Genomic DNA, 18,672 nt, shown 5'->3' on the forward strand with positions numbered 1-18,672 from the left:
CCTGCCTCGCGGAGCGCAGCGCGTGGCCGTCGCTGCTCGCCGGCTCGTTCCTCGTCGCGGTCGCCTGGATCGTGAGTCTCGCGACCGTCGACGGACTCCCCGGGATCAGCAGGGTGTACGAGAACCCGGCCGAGTACCTCGGACCCGCCAAGGCCGTCACGGACGTGGGTGCGATGCTCCGCGGGTTCGTCGACCGGATCCCGCTCACCGCCCCCGATCACTGGCCGGTGCACGTGGCTGGGCATCCGCCGGGCGCGCTCCTCGTCTTCGTGCTGCTCGTGCGCATCGGCCTCGGGAACGGGCTCGCGTCCGGGCTGGTGTCGATCGGCATCGCGGCTACCGCACCGGTCGCCGTGCTGATCTGCCTTCGCCGGCTCGGCGCGGAGCCCGCGGCTCGCCGCGCGGCGCCGATCCTCGTCCTGGCTCCAGCGGCAGTCTGGATCGGGGTGACGGCGGACGCGGCGTTCGGCGCGATCGCCGCCTGGGGGCTCTGCTGCCTCGCGGTCGCGGCGACATCGCCGCGGCGATCGCGCGGCGCGCTCGTCGCGGTGGCCGCCGGCCTGCTCCTCGGGTTCAGCGTGTTCCTGTCGTACGGCATGCCACTGCTCGGGCTGCTCGCGATCGCGATCCTGCTCGCCGCGCGGTCGTTCCGCGTGCTGCCGGTGGCGGTGCTCGCAGCCGTCGCCGTCGCCGCGGCCTTCGCCGCAGCGGGATTCGCGTGGTGGGAGGCGTATCCGGTGCTCGTCGACCGCTACTGGGCCGGTGTCGCGACCCGCCGTCCCGGCCTCTACTGGATCTGGGCGGACCTCGCGGTGCTCGCGATCAGCGCCGGCCCGATCGTCGGTGCGGGGGTCGCGGCGTCGTTCGCCCGCCTGCGGACGGTCGAGGGGACCTCGGGCGACTGCGCCGTCGTCCTCCTGACGCTCGCCGCCGCGGGGATGGTCGTCGCGGCCGACCTCTCGATGCTGAGCAGATCCGAGGTGGAGCGGATCTGGCAGCCGTTCGTGCCGTGGCTCCTGGTGGGGACCGCGCTGCTGTCCGCGAGGTGGCGCCGCTCCGGACTCGCGGCCGGGGCGCTGACCGCGCTGGTGGTGGAGCACCTCCTCCACACCGCGTGGTGACCACCGTCATCGTCTCGTAAGGGGATCGCCGGGACGTCGCCGCCGGTCGCGTCTAGCGTCGCGGACGGTCCACCTCCGTGTGGGCCGCGGGAGGACGTACTCGTGAGCGAGCCGTGGATGGGTCACCCGGCGATGATCGCCGCGCCCGACGTCAGCCGGTGCTCATGAGGGGGGATCGGCCGACCGTCCGACCCGGCGACGGCATCCTCGAGCACGGCGCGCGCCTCGCGCAGGCGACGCTCGAGACGCCGGCGCGTCATCCTCGGACCGCGGTGGTGATCGGCCGCCTGCTCGGCGCGGCGTTCCTGGTGTGCTTCGCGACCGGGCTCTACAGCCACTTCATCCAGGCGCCCCTGCCCGGGATGGCGTTCCCGAGCCGGCCCGAATGGCTCTACCGGGTGACCCAGGGCGTGCACGTCACCGCGGGCATCGCCTGCATCCCGCTGCTGCTCGGGAAGCTGTACACGGTCTTCCCGCTGCTGTTCGCGTGGCCGCCCGTCAAGACGCTGCTGGGCCTCCTCGAGCGCGCCTCGATCGCCCTCTTCGTCGCGTCGTCGCTGGTGCAGCTCGCCATCGGCCTGCTGAACACCTTCCAGTGGTACCCGTGGCCGTTCTCGTACCGGGCCACCCACTTCGCGCTGGCGTGGATCATCGTCGCCTCGCTCGCCCTGCACATCGGCGTCAAGCTGCCGATCATCGCCCGCTGGTGGCGGCGACGCGACAGCGTGGACGACGACGGCCGGCTCCTGCCGGTCGGGCCGGCGGAGGGGGAGCTGCGCGAGCACGTGCGCCCGTCGCGAGGGATCACCGGCTTCCTGCAGCGACGCCTGGACCGCGCTCGACGACCGACGGAGCCCGTGAGCCGTCGCACCCTCGTCGGCGCGGTCGGCATCGGCACCGCGGTCGCCGTCGTCGGTTCGGCGGGGCAGACGGTGCCCGCGCTCGCGCCGCTCGACGTGTTCGGGCCGCGCCAGGTCGGACGGGGACCTCAGAACCTGCCGGTCAACAAGACGGCGAGGGCGGCCGGCGTGCTCGAGCGTGCGAAGTCGCCCGACTGGTCGCTCACCGTCTCCGGCGCGCAGGCGCAGCGGACCCTCACGCTCGCCGACCTGCGCGGGATGCCGCAGACCACGGTCGTGCTGCCGATCGCGTGCGTCGAGGGGTGGTCCACCTCCGCCGAGTGGCGCGGCGTGCGGTTCCGCGATCTCGCGGCGCTCGTCGGCGCCTCCCGCCGGCCCTTCTCGGTGCGGAGCCTGCAGGTCGGCGCCTACGCGCACACGCTGCTCGAGGCGAACTTCGTCGACGACCCCCTGACGCTCGTCGCGCTGGAGGTGAACGGGGCCGTGCTCCATCTCGACCACGGGTTCCCGGCCCGGCTCATCGCCCCGGCCAGGCCCGGGGTGCTGCAGACGAAGTGGCTCGCGGCGCTGGAGGCTCGGTGAGCGCGGTGCGGGGCGGGCTGATCGGGATCGGCGTCGTCGGGCTGCTCGCGGGCGCGTGGCTGCTGCTCACCACGGTGAAGCCGGTCGGGCTCGTCGGGCTCGCCGTCTGGTTCGCCGTCGCGATCCTGCTGCACGACGCGATCCTGTCCCCGCTGCTGTTCGGGGTCGGGTGGCTGCTCCGACGAACCACCGGACGGGTGCCTCTCGCGGCGATCGCGATCGTCCAGGTCGCCGCGGTCGTCGGCGGGATCGCCAGCGTGCTGCTGCTGCCCGCGATGCACGCGAAGCAGCTGGGCACCCGCAACCCGTCCGTGCTGCCGCTCGACTACGCGGCCAACCTGGCGGGGGTGTGGGGCGTGCTCGTGGTCGCCGCGGCGACCGCGGTCGGGGTCGTGCTCGCCGGGAGGCGGCGTCGCGATCGCCGATCCCGGGCCGGGGGCGCGATGTCAGCGTCCCGCTGACACCGCCTGAGGCGACCGGGCGAGGAGGCCGAGGGACCGGACCGCCGCCGCGAACGGGCTCCCGGCCGAGACGTGCGCCACCGCGACAGCGTCCTCGATCCGGTCGACGTCGGTGAGCGCGGGGAGCCGTCGGACACCGAGCCCCGCACGTCGGAGGCGACGCAGCTGGACCTCCCCGGTGTCGGCGCGGGACATCGCGACGCCGCGGACCAGATCGCCGCGGGGCTCCCGGAGTCCGAGGGCCCAGAACCCGCCATCCGTGGCAGGACCGAACCACGCGTCGCTGACCTCGTCGTCGACGACGGACTGCAGCATCCCGAGTGACACCTGCGGTGTGTCCATGCCGATCAGCAGCACCGGGGACGACCGTGCGTCGAACGCCACGGCGATCCGCTCGTCCAGTCCGCCGCCGACCTGGGCCTCGATGTGGAAGCCCCTCGTGTCGAGGTCGTCCGGCTCGCCGTCGAGCAGCAGCACCCGCTCGTGGACGTCGACCGCGCGCACGGTGTCCAGCGTCTGCTGGAGGCTGACGAAGGCGAGCGACGCGGCCTCCACGGGACTCAGCGGCGGGGTCAGCCGCGTCTTCACCCGCCCGGGAAGGCACTCCTTCGCGATGACGACGAGCCGCATGCTCCGACCGTAAGCAGGCATCCCCGTGGACGGTCCGGCGATCCGCTTACGAAGCGGTGACGGCCGTCACCCGCCGATGTCCTTGCGGTGGAACCACCAGGCCGCTGCCGGGCCGAGCACGAGCACCCAGAGCAGCCCGTTCGCGAGCGCGTCCGCGATGGGCCGGAGGTCGACGGGCTGCAGCAGGAACTGCTGGTACGCGAACGCGTAGTGGGTCGGCAGCCACAGTCGGAGGTCCTTCAGCGCCTCCACCTGATCGAGCGTGGTGGTCACGATGGCGACGACGACGACCCCGCCCGCCGCCGCGAGCGGCGAGTCCGTCAGCACCGTGAGCAGGACACCGAGCGCCGCGGCCCACAGCAGGCCGAACGGCGTGACGGCGGTGGTCAGGGCGAGCCGTGCGACCGTCTGCCCGAGGTCGAGCCGGGGACCGTTCGGGATCTGCATGCCTCCGGGACCGTAGGAGAGGACCCCGACGAGCAGGGCGACGGCGGCCATGCCGACGAGGCCCACGACGAGGACGACGGATGCGGCCGCCGCCTTCACGCCGAGCAGCCGCACGCGCGGGACCGGGATGGCGAGCAGGTACTTCAGCGTCGAGCGCGAGGCCTCGCCGGCGATCAGGTCGCCGAACAGCACCGCCGTGACGATCGTGACCAGGTATCCGCCCGAGACCAGCACGACGAACGCGGCGAAGCTCCCGCCCGACGCCTGCGCGAGCGCGGCGAGGTCCCCGCCGGTCTGCGACGGCTGCGCTCCGCCGAGGAGGAACGCGACCCGGACGACGACGGGCAGCAGGAGCAGCACCCCGACGGCCGCGAGCACACGCCACTGGCTGATCTGGCGGAGCAGCTCGACACGCAGCGGGAGCGCGGCGCGCCTGGGCCAGGCGGTGGCCGCGGCGTCCTCGGCGGTCATCGCTCGGACCCGCCGTCGCGGACGAGGTCCAGGAACGCCTCCTCGAGGTGGCGCTCGCGACGCAGATCGGCGACCCCCACCCCGGCGCCGACGACGGCTGCGATCACGTCGGCCGTCCGCACGGCGCCTGGCAGGACGCGGATGGCGGTCGAGCCGGACGCCTCGACGCGCTGGACGGCCAGCGCGTCGACCGCCGTGATCGCGGCCGCCTGGTCGTCGACCTCGAGCAGCAGCTCGTCGGTGCCTCCGGCCAGGTCGTCGACGGGTCCGGCCGCGACCACCCGGCCGTGCGACATCACCACGAGGTGGCTGCAGGTGCGCTCGACCTCGGCGAGCAGGTGGGACGAGACCACGACCGTCCGCCCGCCGTCCGCGTACCGGCGGAGCACGCCGCGGAGCGCGACGATCTGCGACGGATCGAGCCCGTTCGTGGGCTCGTCGAGCACGAGCAGGTCGGGCATCCCGAGCATGGCTTGGGCGAGCGCGAGCCGCTGGCGCATCCCCTGGCTGTAGCCGCCGACCCTGCGGAGGACCGCCGGCCCCAGGTCGGCGACGGCGAGCACCTCCTCGAGGCGCGCGTCCTTCCTCGGCCGCCCGGTCGCGGCCCAGAACAACCGCAGGTTCCGGCGCCCGGAGAGGTGCGGCAGGAACCCGGGGCCCTCGATGAAGCACCCGATCCGCCTGAGGACCGGCGCTCCCGGCACGACGTCGGCACCGAACGCCTCGATCGTTCCCGAGTCGGGGCGCGCGAGGCCGAGCAGCATCCGCATCGTCGTCGTCTTCCCGGCGCCGTTCTCGCCGAGCAGCCCGACGATCTGGCCGCGCTGCACGGTGAAGGAGACGTCGTCGACCGCGACGAAGCCCGAGCGGAAGCGCTTGGTGACGCCGCGGACCCGCAGCGGCGGCGCGGGGTCGAGCGGGTGCGCGGCCCCCTCCTCCATCGACCGGGCCGCCCTCCTCCGCAGCCGGCCGACGACCACCGCCGCGAGGATGAGCAGCAGCGCGACGGCGAGCAGCACGCCGATCCGATCGAGCACGGCTCGACCCGGCTGACCGATGCCGCCGGAGCCCGACCGCGTGGTGAGCCTCGGGAGCAGCATCGCGTCCGCGGAGAGACGGAACGCCGCGGGCGTCGTGGAGCCGATGAACTGGCTGTCCGTCGTGCGGAAGGTGACCGCGATCCGGTCGCCCGCGGCGAGTCGCCAGGTCGTGGCGGGCAGCGAGACGTAGACGGTGCCGCCTCCCTCCGGCACGCGCAGCCGGATCGGCGCGACGCCGCCAGGCAGGGTCCGGCTGATCGACCCGGTGAGCGCCGTCGCCTGCGCGAACAGCACGACGTCCTGCGCCGCCGCGGTGATGGGCATGATGCGGACCCGGACGCCGGCGCCGCCGACGAGCACCACCGGCGCGGGGAGCACGGACGACACGAACCGCGCGGCCTGGCCGGGCGGGTTCCTCGGCGCCAGGACCCCGTTCGCCGCGATGCCCACGTCGCTGTCCACGCCGACGCCGGGCAACGAGGTCACCGACGCCGGCTGACCGCCGGGTGGGTTCACCACGGTCTGCTCCGCACCGTCGAGCCGGACGAGGTCCGGTCGCACCGTGCCGAACAGCCCCGGGTACCGCGTCATGACGTGGTGCTCCGGGAAGGAGGTGGCGCTCGCGGGGACGTCGTACTCGAACCGACGGCTGGGCACGTCGCCCCGCCGCAGCGTGGCATCGAGCCAGTCGTCGGTCGCGCGTTCCGTGCCGGCGACGCCGTCGCCGTCGTGGCCGCCGTCGAACCACTCGACCCGCGCCGTCGCACCTGCCGCGCGGATCTGCCGTCGGTTCTCGTCCGCCTGGTCGAGACCGAACAGCGAGTCCTGCAGCCCCTGCAGCAGGAGGGTCGGGGCGGTCATGCCGCCGAGCACGGTGCTCGGCGACGAGCGCTGCAGCAGCGCGAGATCCGCGTCGGTCAGCGCACCGCCCGTGACGAGCGATCGGTAGATCCCGCAGAGCCGCGCCGTGAAGCGGCTGCACGGGTCGGAGCTGCCGGCTGCTCCCGTGCCGAGCAGGCGGGACGTCCAGGCGGCCTTGAACAGTCGCGCTCGCGGTGCTCCTCGAGGACTTCCGCGAAGCCAGCCCGCGGACACGGGATCGAGCGCCTGCGCGAGATCGTTCCAGGTGATGCCGGCGACCACCGAGTCGATGCGCGGATCCGTCGCCCCGAGCATCAGGGCGAGGGCACCGCCGTAGGAGGCGCCGACGACGCCGACCACAGGATCTCCGCCGCGGTGCAGCACCGCGGGGTCGCGGTCGAGCACGTCGACGAGCGCTCGCGCGTCCGGCACCTCCCCGTCCAGGGAGTCGAGCCCGATCCGGCCCGTCGACCGCCCGAACCCCCGCGCGGAGTACGCGAGCACGACGTAGCCCTCGCTCCGGAGGCGCTGCGCCTCGGGCGCCAGCGCCGACTTGTCCTGCCCGAAGCCGTGCGCGAGCAGCACGGCCGGCGCCGGGAGCCTCGCCGGCAGGTACAGGTCGGTGTCGAGACGGATGCGGCCGACGCCTCCGGGAGAGTCGGGCACCTCGATGAATCGGCTGCGGGGAGCCGCTGAGCCGGCGGAACCGGGCTCGATGGGCGCCGCGGCCGCGGTGTCGTGCGGTGCGCCCACGGTCCCTGCGCACAGCACGACCATCGTGAGGACGACCGTGCGGAACCACCGCCTCGACCGGATCCGGTCAGCGCGCATCCTCACACCTTGAGGGGTGCTGCACGCGGCGGGGTGCGGAACGACGAACATCGTGCGCCCGTCGGGTGAGCGACCCGTCCTGGATCAGGACGTCACGTCGCGGTGCTCGACTCCTCCGGGTGCGCGCTCCGCCCCTCCGCCACGCATCGCACGCGCTGGGTGCCGAGGCCCGAGATCGACCCGACCATCGTGCTCCCGGGCCGGAGGAAGATCCCGCGCGCCTGCCCGTTCCCGGCGGGGCTGCCCGTGAGCAGCACGTCGCCCGGCAGCAGGGGGATGGTCTGCGACGCGGCCTCGACGAGCGCGGGGACGTCGAACAGCAGGTCGTCGGTGGAGGCGTCCTGCATCGTCTCGCCGTCGACGTCGAGGCGCAGCGCGAACGGGGACCTGGTCGCCTCCGCCGGCACGGCGAACGGGCCGGTCGGCGTGAAGCCGGGGGCGTTCTTCGCCCGGAACCAGTCCGAGCCGATCGCGGGCATGTCCCGGCGGAACACCAGGTCGCGGCGGGTGACGTCGTTCGCGACGGTGTAGCCCCACACGTGCTCGAGCGCCTCCGCGCGGCCGACGCGGAACGCGCGCCGGCCGATGATCACGGCGAGCTCGAGCTCCCAGTCCGTCCGATCGCTCGAGCGCGGGATGGCGAGCGGCACGTCCGGGCCCACCACGGTCTGCGGCAGGGCGATGAAGAGGTACGGGTCGCCGCTCGCCGCGCGCTCGTCGATGAGACGGCCCGCGTCCGCCCTGGCCTCGGCCTCCGTCCTCGGATCGTCGGCGGGACGGTGCGACACCGCCAGGTCGACGACGTGCTCGCGGTAGTTCGCGCCGGTCTGCAGCACCTGCCTCGGCTCGACGGGAGCGGCGAGCGTCACGTCCTCGACCGCGAGCCCCGGCCGACCGCGCAGGTCCTGCAGCAGCGGGCCCAGCTGCGCCCAGCGCTCGATGACGTCGTTGATCGAGGTCGTGCCGAGCCCGGCGAGGTCGAGCCGGTGGACGACACCGTTCAGGAGCACGCCGGCTTCCGCCGGCGCGTCCGGAGCGACGCGGAACCGGACGAGCGCGACGGCGGGATCGCCTTCGGACGCAGCGGGCATGCAGCCACCGTCTCCAACCGCCGCATGGGCGCGGCAGACCCAGTGTGGACGCTTCGCAGCACCCCCGGCCAGGCCCGATCCGGGATGCGCGGATCGCGGACGCGGATGCCGCCGATCGGCGGCGCCCACGGCGCATCCAGCGTGCTGATCAGCGCATCCGTCATCGGTGCTTCCCTCCGCGTCGCGGGGGAGGGAGCCTGCCTCGGGGAGAACCGGAGCCGACGATGACGACCGAGCACCGACCGCCGCGGCGGGTCGGCGACGCGGACCGCGCCGATCCTCCGGCCGCTTCCCGCGCCACGGGACCGTCGTGCGACGGTCCCCTCTCTCGCAGCGCTCTCGGCGCGTCGCCGGCCGCTGACCGTTCAGATATGGAGTGCTGATGCACATCTCCGTGTTCATGGGACCGATCGCGATGAACGAGGCCCAGGACCTTCCACAGATCGAGCTCTGCATCGACCAGTCCATCCGCGCCGCCGAGGCGGGGATCGCGATGGTCACGTTCGGCGAGCAGCACTTCGGCGGGAGCGAGCCCTACTCGAACCCGTTCATGATGGGCTCGCGGCTCGCGCCGCATCTCGGCAGGACCTGGTTCGGCACCACGATCGTGCCCCTCCCGTTCCACAACCCCCTCCGCCTGGCGGAGGAGTCGAACCTGCTCGACCTGCTCACCCGGGGCCGGTTCCTGCTCGGCATGAGCGCGGGCCGCGTCGGGATGGCGCCGGACTTCAAGATCTTCGACGTGGATCCGGAGGACCGGGTCGACTCGTTCATGTCGAAGCTCGACTACCTGGAGCGCGCGCGGCTGGTGAAGGCCGGCGACGCGCCGCTGATCATGGACAGCAAGTGGGACTCCGGCGGCCTGTTCGGGCGCATGATGCCCGTCTCCTGGCGGCGGGGCGGTGCGCAGCTGGCCATCGGCTCCAACACCCCCGCGATGATCGCGGCGGCGGCGGAGCGCGGGCTCCCGGTCTTCCTCGGCCCCACCCCGAAGGACAAGGCGGCCGAGCTCTTCGCCCGCCACCGCGACCTGATGGCCGAGGCCGGGCTGAGCGCAGCGGTGCAGGCCGACGCGGCACGGAAGTCGCTCGTCACCCGCCAGGTCTTCGTCGGCACGACGGAGGAGGACGGCTGGGCGACCGCCGAGGCGATGGCCGGCCGGATGCCGATGATGAACCGCGTCGACGACCACCGCTCGTTCCAGGAGATGGCGCGGGTCCCCGTCGAGGCCGTCGAGGACGGGTCCGAGCAGTTCCCCGCGAACGTGAACTTCCTGCGCTCGTGGGTCACCGCGGGCGGTCCCGACGACGTGGTCCGCGACATCCTGGCCTACCGGGATCTCGGCGTGCAGCAGCTGAACGTCCGCTTCAACACCGGGATGTTCCACAAGGACCTCGTCGAGAAGTCGTTCCGCCTCTTCGTCGACGAGGTGCTGCCGAACATCGGCAACGAGCTGTTCCCGGACCTGGTCGACGACGAGCTGGAGCCGGTGCACCTCGGCAGGACCCGGGAGGGCGGCCTGCTCGCCGACGCCACCGATCCCGCGTACGTCGCGCCGTCCGGCGCTGCGCCGATGCGCGAGCGGATCCGGGTGGCCGGGGCGCCGACCGTCGATCCGAGCGGTGCGTGGAAGCTCGAGATCCGCACGCCGATGGGGGTCTCGAAGTACGACCTCGACCTCGCAGCGGACGGCGGCGAGGTGACGGGCACCGCCACCGATCACTCGGGCTCGCTGGAGGTGCGGAGCGGCGTGGTCGACGGCGACGAGCTGTCGTTCGTGGTCGAGGCGAAGCTGCCGTTCCCGATGTCGATCCGGTTCTCGCTGGAGGTCGACGGCGACGCCATGTCGGGCACCTCGCAGGCCGGCGTCTTCCCGCCGGCGCCCGCGACCGCGAAGCGGGCGGTGCTCGTGGGCTGAGCCCCTCGGAGCGGACGGAGGAGGGGCCCGGATCGACGATCCGGGCCCCTCCTCCGTCCGTGGGGCGGCGGGACGGTCAGCGGACGCCGCGGACCTTGAAGATGGTGATGACCGCGAACAGCGCGACCACCGCGCTGACCACGAACAGGAACGTGTAGTTCTGCCCCGGTACCGACGACCGCGACAGCAGGGGGACGAGCAGGAACGCGGGCGCGAGGACCGGGGCGATCAGCGTCGGGAGGGAGCTGGCGAGGTTGAACACGCCGATCCCCTTGCCGCCCTCGAGCTCCTTGTTCGGCATGACGTCGGTCATCAGCGCGAGGTCGACCGCGAAGTAGACCGCCTGGGAGAGGCCGAGCAGCGCGGTGGCGATCAGGAACACCGCCACGCTCGACGTGAAGGCGAAGCAGAGCAGACCGACGACGTTGATCAGCGACGCGATGATGACGAACAGCTTGCGGCGACCGAGGCGGTCGGACAGCGCACCAGCGATGCCGCTGACGACCAGGATGGTCAGCACCTGCACGGTCACGCTGAGCGGGATCAGGCCCGCCGCGGCCCGCTGGTCGAGGCCGAGCTGCGCTTGCAGGTAGAAGAGGCCGAAGATGCCTACCGCGCCGACCGACAGGAAGTTGATGAACCGGCTGATCCACGCCCACCCGTAGTCGCGGTACTTGAACGGGTTGACGACGAAGCTGGAGAACAGCGTCGAGAGCTTGAACGGAGGCAGCTCCTCCTTCGTGATGTGGCGGTCCTGCAGCACGAAGGCGGCGATCGTGAGCGTGACGACGGCGATGACGGCGGGCACCACGAACGCGAGCACGAGGGAGACGGTGCTGAGCGAGAAGGCCAGGACGGACCCGAGCAGGCCCGCGAGCGACTGCGAGATGCCGAGGAGGCCGGACATCATCCCTCGCCGCTTGACCGGCACGTGGTCCGGCAGCACGGCGAGCAGGACCGCGAGCGACACCGTGATCCCCACCTGGGTGAGCACCCAGCCGATGATCAGCAGCGGGATCGACGGGGTGAACGCCATGACCAGGCTGCCGATCAGGGAGAGCACGCCGCCGCCGAGAAGCCACGGGCGCCGCATCCCGAACCGCGACGTGGTGCGGTCGGAGAGCCTGCCGGCGATCGGGTTCGCCAGCACGCCGAAGATCGAGCCGATCGTGAGCATGATCCCGAGCACCCCGGGCCGCGCCGCGGGGTCCGCGATCAGCGCGGACACCTTCAGCTGCAGGCCGATCGTCACGTAGCTGAGCAGCCCGATCCACACGCCGAAGTTCGCGAGCCCCATCACGAAGATGAACCGGAACCCGACCTTGATCGGATCGGCGGCCTCGAGCATGAGCTCGGGGACCGGCGGCGCGACGAGGAACGGCGCGGTCCCCGACGGCGGGGTGGGCTTGTCGAGCGGAGTGGTCATCGTTGACGTCCTTCTGTCGACGCGTGTCGCTGGACGGTTGCTGAGGCGCGCGCACGCGGTGGCTGGCGCTCACTGTGACACCGCGACACGCCGCGCGGAACCGCCAACACCGTCATCACCGGCATGCGCTGGACGTATATAGCGTGGAGGGCATGAACTGCGTACTCTGAGGGGGTGAGCGATGGGGTCCACGACGATTTCGACGTCCGTCTGCTGGCCTCGCTCGACGCGATCCTGCAGGAGCGCAGCGTCTCCCGGGCAGCGGTCCGGCTGCAGCTGAGCCAGCCCTCCCTCAGCCGCGCGCTCGCGAGGCTGCGGGAGCACTTCGACGACCAGCTGCTCGTCCGGCGGGGCAACTCGTGGGAGCTGACGCCGTTCGCGCAGACCCTCACAGCCACGACGACGACCGCGCTCGCCGCGGTCGAGCGCGTGTTCCGCAAGGACGTGGAGTTCGACCCTGAGCTGCTCGAGCGGGAGTTCTCGATCTTCGGCTCCGACTACACCCACGCGACCGTCGGTCGTGCCGCGACGGACCGGGCGGCGGTCCTCGCCCCGCGCGCCTCGTTCCGGTTCATGAACAACGCCGCGAACCGGCCGCCGGAGACGCTGCACCTGCTCGAGTCGAACGACGCGACGATGCTGCCCACCGGAGCCCTGATGGGGGCCCGGTCGGTGGAGGTGCTGCGGGACCGGTGGGTGTGGCTGGCCGCGACGACGAACGGGGTGGTCGGCGACGAGCTCACCATCGACGACCTGCGGCGGCTGCCGCTGGTGCTGACGCATCAGACGAGGCGGGACCCGAGCCCGGCGGTCCTGCAGCTGCGGGCCGCCGGCGTCGAGCCGCGGATCGCGTGCATCGTCGACGGGTTCCTGACGGTGCCGATGTTCATCTGGGGCACCGACCGACTCGCGCTCGTCCCCGGCCACCTGGCCGGGATGCTCGTCCAGAACGGGGGACTCCGGATCCTCGAGTGCCCCTACGAGTCGACCGGGCTCACGGCGTCGCTGTACTGGCACGCGAGGTTCGACGAGGACGCGGCGCACGTGTGGATGCGCACGATGCTCGCCGAGGTGGGCCGCCGGCAGTTCTCCGTGGAGACCGCCGGTCGGCCCTGATCGTCAGGCCGCGCGCTCGCCCTCGACGGGTGCCTCGGGGAAGGCGCCCGCCTGCGACGTGCCGGTGACCGTGTCGCCGTCGATCGCGAGCGACATCCGGATGGTCATCGGGAAGGGCGCGGTCACCTCGATCGTGAACGTCAGCCGGCCGTCCGCGAAGGCGGCGTCCTGCAGCGGGACCTCCCCGCCCATCGTGTGCGCGGTGCCGGACACCGCGTCGCCGTCGGTGGCGAGGTCGAGCCGCTGCGAGTTGACCCCCATCGGGGTCGTGATCCTGAGGTTCCAGGTGCCGTCGAGTGCCATGGTCGCTCCTTCGCTGCCGGTGGCCGGTGGCCGGTGGCCGGTGGCCGGTGGCCGGTGGCCGGTGGCCGGTGGCCGGTGGGATGGGTCGGGTCGGGTTCAGGCGAGGACGCCGGCGGAGCGGAACAGCCGCTCGGCGTTCTCGTCGAGGATCGCGGTCTTCTCCTCGGCCGTGAGGTCGGGGGTGCCCTCGACGAGATGCACCGCCTCCGTCAACGAGGCGAAGGTCGCGTCGCTGCCGAGCAGGACGTGGTCGATGCCGACGGAGGTCCGCGCCAACCCGAGCGAGGCGGGGATGTCCTGGACGCTCGTGTCGTAGTAGAAGCTGCTGCGGAACACGCGCATCGGGTCCTCGACGGTGAACGAGCCGCCCTTCATCCAGCTGAAGAACGGCGGCACGTTCGGGCCGGCCGCCTCCACCGCCTTCAGGCCGCGGATCAGGTTCGTCTCGAACCGCTCCCAGAGGTAGGGCAGCGTTCCGCCCATGACCGCGAAGATGAAGCGCACGTTCGGGTACCGGGTCGTGACGCCGCGGATGCCGAGCCGCAGCGGCGTCATGGCCACCTGCATGGTCGAGCCCAGCAGCATGTTCAGGCCGAAGTCGGCGAGGCCCGCCACGTTCGCGCTGTCGGAGCCGGACGGGTGCACGTACACCACGGCCTTCTGCGTGTCGAGGTACGCCCAGAGCGGTTCGAACTCGTCCGCGTCGAGCGTCCTGCCGTCGATGTAGCAGGGGAGCGCGATCCCGACGAGGTGCAGGTCCTCGAGCGCCCGCTTCGCCTCGGCGATGGCCTCGTCCACGAACGGCAGCGTGATCGTCGCGTACCCGTCCATCCGGCCGCCGGTCCGCTCGCGGATGTCGACGTACAGGTCGTTCAGGTGGCGGGCCGCCCGCACGGAGCCGCTCGCCGTCGGCATGACCGTGTTGAGGCCGATCGCGGAGAAGTACTGCCGCTCGACCCCGACGGAGTCCATCTCCGCGAGCCGCGCGTCCAGGTCGTCGGGCTGCGCGGCCCGCGCGGCGTCGGGGCGGCCCTCCTCGACCATGACGTCGATGTACGACTTGGGCCAGTAGTGGGCGTGCACGTCGATGCGCATCAGGGTGCTCCTTCTCGCGGCCGAACCGCGTCGGCGACGAGAGGGCTTCGTCGGCCGGACACGGGCAGCCTCGCAGCCGGGAGGGACGCCAGGAACCCGGAATCGGAGATATGCGCATCAGGGAACGCGATGCGCGAACGGCTGTCGGAATCGTGCCGATGTGCCGCATCATGGTCCGGCCGAAGGAGGCATCTCATGGCCGACGTATTCAAATCTGACTGGTGGCGGGCCGTGCTCGGCGAGTACCCCACCGGTGTGACGCTGATCAGCGCCGACGACGCGGCCGGCGATCCCGTCGGAATGATCGTCGGCAGCTTCACGGCCGTGTCGCAGAACCCTCCGCTCATCGGCTTCTTCCCCGACGCGACGTCGACGACGTTCCCGCTCGTCTCGGCGGCCGGCCGGTTCTCGGCGAGCGTGCTGGGCGCGAGCCACGAGGCGTTCTGCCGGGCCTTCGTCGCGAAGGCGCCCGACCGCTTCGACCGGGCCGACTTCATACATTCCGAGAACGGAATGCGTCGGCTGCGCGACGCGGTGGCCTGGTTCGACGCGGAGATCGAGTCGCAGCGGACGTACGGCGACCACGACTTCGTCGTGGCACGGGTGACGGACTTCGGCGTCGGCGACGCCGACGCGGGGCTGCCGCTGCTGTTCCGGCGGGGCGGGTACGGGGCCTTCGCCGTGCCGTCGGACGAGTTCGACGCGGAGTCGCTGGCCCGGCAGCTGCGGATCGCGGACGCGGCCTCCGACATCGTGGGCGGGCTCGCGGAGGCGACCGGCACCGACGTCGTCGTCAGCACCCTCGTCCGCGACTCGGTCGTCGTGGTCGGGGTCGCGCGTCCGCGGGACACCGTCGGCGACGCCGGAGCCCGGCGGATCGGATCGGCGTTCCCGTTCGCCGCACCGATCGCGCCGCTGTTCGTGGCGTGGGCCAGCCCGATGCGTCAGACGGCCTGGATCGAGGGCTCGCGGCACCTGCTCGGCGCGGTGGACCGGCCGGGCCTCGCCGCCCTGCTCGCCGCGGTCCGACGGCGGGGGTACGGGCTGAGCGGCGACCAGGTGCTGGCGGACCGGTTCGAGGGCGTCATGCAGGACGCCGGTCCGCGGCGGGCGTCGTTCGCCCGGCTGTGGGCGGACATGGCTCAGCAGACCGCGGTGACGAGCGCGACCGAGCTGCTGGAGCCCGCGCAGGTCAGCGCCGTGCAGGTGCCGGTGTTCGGGCCGGACGGCTCCGTGGAGCTGGTCGTGTCCTCGAGCGGCCTCGCGGGGCTGTCGGACCGGTCCGCCGTCCAGGCCGCCATCCGCCGGGCGCTCGCGGCCGCGGCCGCGATGACCGAGCGCATCGGCGGGCGGGCGCCGGTCGCCGAGGCGGAGCAGCCCGCATGATCGTCGTGGTGACCGCGACGTCCGCCGAGCTCGTGGAGCCGCAGGTGTTCACGGCGCTCGCGGTGCGCACCTCCCTGCCTCCGGCCGGTCTCGCTGCGGCGGTCCGGCTGCTCGGCGTGGGCCGGATGGACGACGACGGGGAGCACGTCTGGCTGCGCCCCACCGTGCTGCGCGACGACGGGGGCGCCGACCGGACGGCGTCGCTCGACTCGATGACCGCGTTCGCGGCGGAGCACGGGTGGGTCGACACCGCCGGCCGGATCCGGGCGCACGTCGAGCGCTCGGATCCGGCCGGCGGCTGAGGCCGCCTCAGCCGCGCGAGGACGGCGTCGGGTAGGTCCCCAGGTCCAGCGGCGGCGGCGGCTCCTCGTCCACGCGGAGGCCCGCCTGCACCATCAGCGGATGGATCTGCGCGACGTACTGGCTGATCCCCGCCTCGAAGTCGACCCACCCCAGGGTGCAGATGTCGATCCCGGCGTCGGCGACCTTCACCATGCCTTCCACGATCTGCTCGGGGGTGCCGATCAGCGGCACCGCGCCGTGCCCCGCGATCATCCCCTTGACGATGAACCCCATCATCTCGTCGGGCATCTTCCGCACGTTGCCCTGCGGGTCGCGGACCTCGGGGAACAGCGTGCGGACGAGCCGTTCGGCGGCCTCGCGATCCCCCTTCTCCTCCACGTAGTAGTGGAAGTAGTCCTTCGCCTCCTGCTCGGTGTCCGCGCACACGATGATGACGCTCGCCGCGACCTGCAGCTCCCGCCCGTACTGCTCGCGGGCGTTCGCCTTCGTCTGCTCGATCTGCGGCTTCTGCGCCGCGAAGTCGCGGATGTTCTGGAAGCTGATGTCCGACCACCGCGCCGCGAACTCCCGGCCGCGCGGCGACACCGCGGCGGACATGTAGACCGGGTGCGGGGTCTGCACGGGCTTCGGCTCGGAGAACGCCTTCTTGATGGTGAAGAACTCGGGGCCGTCGAAGTCGAAGTAGCCCTTCGTGGTGAACAGCGCCTCCAGCGCCTCGAAGAACTCGTCCGCGAACTCGTACCGGTTGTCGTGCTCGCGCTGCGGCGTGCCGAACATGCCGATCTCGTCCGCCGACCAGCCGGCGACGATGTTCAGCCCGAACCGGCCCTGTGCGATCTCGTCGATCGTCGCGATGGTCTTCGCGACCCGGACCGGATGCGCGGTCGGCACGTGGAAGGTCGAGAACACCGCCGTGCGGGTGGTGACCGCCGCGACCCCGGCCGCCCAGGCGAAGCTCTCCAGCGACCGGGCCTGGAAGTCGGACGGACCGCCGAAGCCGGCCCAGCGGGCACCGGGGAGCACGCCCTCGAAGTTCGCGGCATCGGACGCCCTGGCGATCCGGAGGTTCTGCGACCACTCGCCCGTGGGGGTGCCCTCCGCCGTCGTGACCGTCTGGCCGCCGCTGCTGTTGAAGCCGAAGGTGACGAGCTTCAGCGGGTTCGGGCTGCTCAGCAGCCGGTTCTGCTCCTTCGGGAGGTGCTCGACGCCCACGCTCACAGCCCTGACGTGATCGACTTGCCGGCCGCGGCCAGCGCTGCGCCCGGCGCATCGGGTCCGTGGTTGTCGAGCATCGGCCGCGGGTCCTCCCACAGGACCACCAGCTGCACGCGGGCGAACCGCCAGCCCTCGGCGGTGCGGACGAGCTCCTGCTCGTACCACCCGCCCGAGTGCGCCTTCTGCGTCTTGTCGGTCGGCTCGAAGACGTGCGTCACGGACAGGTAGGTCCTGGCCGTCGCCGTGTCGCCGTGCAGGTCGATGACGGTCTGGCCGAGGAGGTGGTGGGTGCCGATGTGCGCTGGCGGCCCGTGCATGGCGGCGATGGTCGCGCGACTCTTGAACTCGCCGAAGGGCAGCACGGCCACGCCGTCCTCGGCGAAGGTCTGCGCGTACGACGCCTGGTCCTTGCTGTCGATGGACCGCGCGAACTCGATCGCGAGCGCGCGGATCTCCTCGCGGTCGGTGAGCCAGGCGAGCCGCTCGGCCGGGTCCTGGGGGGCGGTGCTGAGTGCCATCGGGGGTGTCTCCATCGGGTGTCTCGTGGGAAGGGGAAGGGGAGCGGGCGGCAGCGCGCTCGCGCTCAGCGGACGCCGCGGACGGGCAGGATCGCGATCGCGGCCAGGACGACGAACACCGCGGAGCCGAGGAACAGCGCGGTGTAGTTGCTCGTCGAGCCGGCCACCATGTTGCCGAACGGCACCGCGAGCAGCAGCGGCGCGAAGACCGGGATCAGGGCGGTCGGCCCCTGCGTGGCGATGCTCAGGACGCCGAGGTCCTTCGCCGCGTTCCGATCCCTGTCCGGCAGCACGTCCGCGACGAGCGCGAGGTCGACCGCGTAGTAGGTGCCCTGCGCGAGCCCGACCATGGCGATGCCGACGAGGTACTGGGGGATCGTGGTCGCGGTGGCGAAGACCGTGAGACCGGCTGCGCCGAAGACGGCGGACGCGAAGACGAACATCTTCCTGCGCTTCAGCCGGTCGGAGACCAGCCCGGCGATCAGGCTCGCGACGATCAGCGCGACGGCCTGCGCGAGCAGGCCCCGCTGGATGAAGCCGGCCGAGTCGGCGGGGGCGATGCCGAGCTGCGCGGAGAGGAAGAACACCTGGTAGTTCACGATGCCCGCGAAGCCGAGGAACAGCAGGAACCGGCTGATCCAGGCCCAGCCGAAGTCGGGGTGCTTGAACGGGTTCGTGTAGAAGGACGAGATGAAGTCCTTCCAGCGGAAGGGCGGCACCGAGCCCTTCGGCAGGACGCGGTCCTTCAGCGTGAGCACCCGGATCAGGACGATGACCAGGCCGACGACGCCGGGCACGATGAACGCGGCGGCGAGCGACTGCTTCGCGAGCCCGCCGGCGACCCCGACGCCGACGAGGATCGCGAAGGCCTGGGTGATCCCGAGCAGGCCGGAGGCGAACGCCCGGCGCCGCGCCGGCACGTGGTCCGGGATCAGCGCGAGGACCACCGCGAGCGCCGCGGTGTAGCCGACGCCCATGATCAGCAGGCCGACCGACA

The 18,672-nt window shown here is 72.5% G+C and carries 17 protein-coding genes; 7 read left to right on the forward strand and 10 right to left on the reverse strand.

Annotated elements, in window-relative coordinates:
- From ACFE60_RS09880 to ACFE60_RS09890, 3 genes are all read left to right on the forward strand, one after another.
- The coding region (locus tag ACFE60_RS09880; protein ID WP_375388685.1) for a hypothetical protein at positions 1-1,121 on the forward strand (1,121 nt) is incomplete at its 5' end.
- A gap of 164 nt (positions 1,122-1,285) precedes the next feature.
- Positions 1,286-2,563 (forward strand): molybdopterin-dependent oxidoreductase, encoded by a 1,278-nt coding sequence (locus tag ACFE60_RS09885; RefSeq protein ID WP_375388686.1) that lies wholly within the window; start codon positions 1,286-1,288, stop codon positions 2,561-2,563.
- Positions 2,560-3,024 carry a hypothetical protein gene (locus tag ACFE60_RS09890; protein WP_375388687.1) on the forward strand — a complete coding sequence of 155 codons (465 nt, stop codon included), beginning with the start codon at positions 2,560-2,562 and terminating at the stop codon, positions 3,022-3,024. The genes ACFE60_RS09885 and ACFE60_RS09890 overlap by 4 nt, the downstream gene beginning before the upstream one ends.
- Here ACFE60_RS09890 and ACFE60_RS09895 read toward each other — a convergent pair.
- From ACFE60_RS09895 to ACFE60_RS09910, 4 genes are all read right to left on the reverse strand, one after another.
- Positions 3,010-3,654 carry a DUF2064 domain-containing protein gene (locus ACFE60_RS09895; RefSeq protein ID WP_375388688.1) on the reverse strand — a complete coding sequence of 215 codons (645 nt, stop codon included), beginning with the start codon at positions 3,652-3,654 and terminating at the stop codon, positions 3,010-3,012. The genes ACFE60_RS09890 and ACFE60_RS09895 overlap by 15 nt on opposite strands.
- A gap of 66 nt (positions 3,655-3,720) precedes the next feature.
- Complete coding sequence (locus ACFE60_RS09900) at positions 3,721-4,572, reverse strand: ABC transporter permease (RefSeq protein WP_375388689.1); 852 nt, start codon at positions 4,570-4,572, stop codon at positions 3,721-3,723.
- Positions 4,569-7,304: an alpha/beta fold hydrolase gene (locus ACFE60_RS09905; protein WP_375388690.1), complete on the reverse strand. Its 2,736-nt coding sequence runs from the start codon at positions 7,302-7,304 to the stop codon at positions 4,569-4,571. Before ACFE60_RS09905 ends, ACFE60_RS09900 begins: the two co-directional genes overlap by 4 nt.
- A 92-nt stretch (positions 7,305-7,396) precedes the next feature.
- Positions 7,397-8,395 (reverse strand): fumarylacetoacetate hydrolase family protein, encoded by a 999-nt coding sequence (locus ACFE60_RS09910; protein WP_375388691.1) that lies wholly within the window; start codon positions 8,393-8,395, stop codon positions 7,397-7,399.
- A gap of 382 nt (positions 8,396-8,777) precedes the next feature.
- Here ACFE60_RS09910 and ACFE60_RS09915 point away from each other — a divergent pair, with 382 nt between their 5' ends.
- Positions 8,778-10,313 (forward strand): LLM class flavin-dependent oxidoreductase, encoded by a 1,536-nt coding sequence (locus ACFE60_RS09915; protein ID WP_375388692.1) that lies wholly within the window; start codon positions 8,778-8,780, stop codon positions 10,311-10,313.
- Positions 10,314-10,389: 76 nt separating this feature from the next.
- Here the strand turns inward: ACFE60_RS09915 and ACFE60_RS09920 are convergent, their stop codons facing one another.
- Positions 10,390-11,739: an MFS transporter gene (locus ACFE60_RS09920; protein ID WP_375388693.1), complete on the reverse strand. Its 1,350-nt coding sequence runs from the start codon at positions 11,737-11,739 to the stop codon at positions 10,390-10,392.
- A gap of 174 nt (positions 11,740-11,913) precedes the next feature.
- Between ACFE60_RS09920 and ACFE60_RS09925 the strand changes: the two genes are divergently transcribed.
- Positions 11,914-12,855, forward strand: coding sequence for a LysR family transcriptional regulator (locus ACFE60_RS09925; RefSeq protein WP_375388694.1), 942 nt, complete (start codon positions 11,914-11,916; stop codon positions 12,853-12,855).
- A gap of 3 nt (positions 12,856-12,858) precedes the next feature.
- Here ACFE60_RS09925 and ACFE60_RS09930 read toward each other — a convergent pair whose 3' ends face one another.
- Together ACFE60_RS09930 and ACFE60_RS09935 are read right to left on the reverse strand one after the other, a co-directional pair.
- Positions 12,859-13,158 (reverse strand): hypothetical protein, encoded by a 300-nt coding sequence (locus tag ACFE60_RS09930; protein ID WP_375388695.1) that lies wholly within the window; start codon positions 13,156-13,158, stop codon positions 12,859-12,861.
- Positions 13,159-13,254: 96 nt separating this feature from the next.
- Positions 13,255-14,253: an amidohydrolase family protein gene (locus ACFE60_RS09935; protein ID WP_375388696.1), complete on the reverse strand. Its 999-nt coding sequence runs from the start codon at positions 14,251-14,253 to the stop codon at positions 13,255-13,257.
- 195 nt (positions 14,254-14,448) lie between these two features.
- Between ACFE60_RS09935 and ACFE60_RS09940 the strand changes: the two genes are divergently transcribed.
- Both ACFE60_RS09940 and ACFE60_RS09945 read left to right on the forward strand, forming a co-directional pair.
- Positions 14,449-15,639 (forward strand): flavin reductase family protein, encoded by a 1,191-nt coding sequence (locus ACFE60_RS09940; RefSeq protein WP_375388697.1) that lies wholly within the window; start codon positions 14,449-14,451, stop codon positions 15,637-15,639.
- Positions 15,636-15,941: a hypothetical protein gene (locus ACFE60_RS09945; protein ID WP_375388698.1), complete on the forward strand. Its 306-nt coding sequence runs from the start codon at positions 15,636-15,638 to the stop codon at positions 15,939-15,941. Before ACFE60_RS09940 ends, ACFE60_RS09945 begins: the two co-directional genes overlap by 4 nt.
- A 7-nt stretch (positions 15,942-15,948) precedes the next feature.
- Here the strand turns inward: ACFE60_RS09945 and ACFE60_RS09950 are convergent, their stop codons facing one another.
- The 3 genes from ACFE60_RS09950 to ACFE60_RS09960 form a co-directional block, all read right to left on the reverse strand.
- Entirely contained in the window at positions 15,949-17,154 is a 1,206-nt protein-coding gene (locus ACFE60_RS09950) for an LLM class flavin-dependent oxidoreductase (RefSeq protein WP_375388699.1), read from the reverse strand.
- A 2-nt stretch (positions 17,155-17,156) separates the two neighbouring features.
- Positions 17,157-17,675: a nuclear transport factor 2 family protein gene (locus ACFE60_RS09955; RefSeq protein ID WP_375388700.1), complete on the reverse strand. Its 519-nt coding sequence runs from the start codon at positions 17,673-17,675 to the stop codon at positions 17,157-17,159.
- Positions 17,676-17,740: 65 nt separating this feature from the next.
- On the reverse strand, positions 17,741-18,672 hold a 932-nt coding region (locus tag ACFE60_RS09960), incomplete at its 5' end, for an MFS transporter (protein ID WP_375388701.1).

This window comes from uncultured Amnibacterium sp. (assembly GCF_964245895.1).
In the GTDB taxonomy this organism is placed as follows: Bacteria; Actinomycetota; Actinomycetes; order Actinomycetales; family Microbacteriaceae; genus Amnibacterium.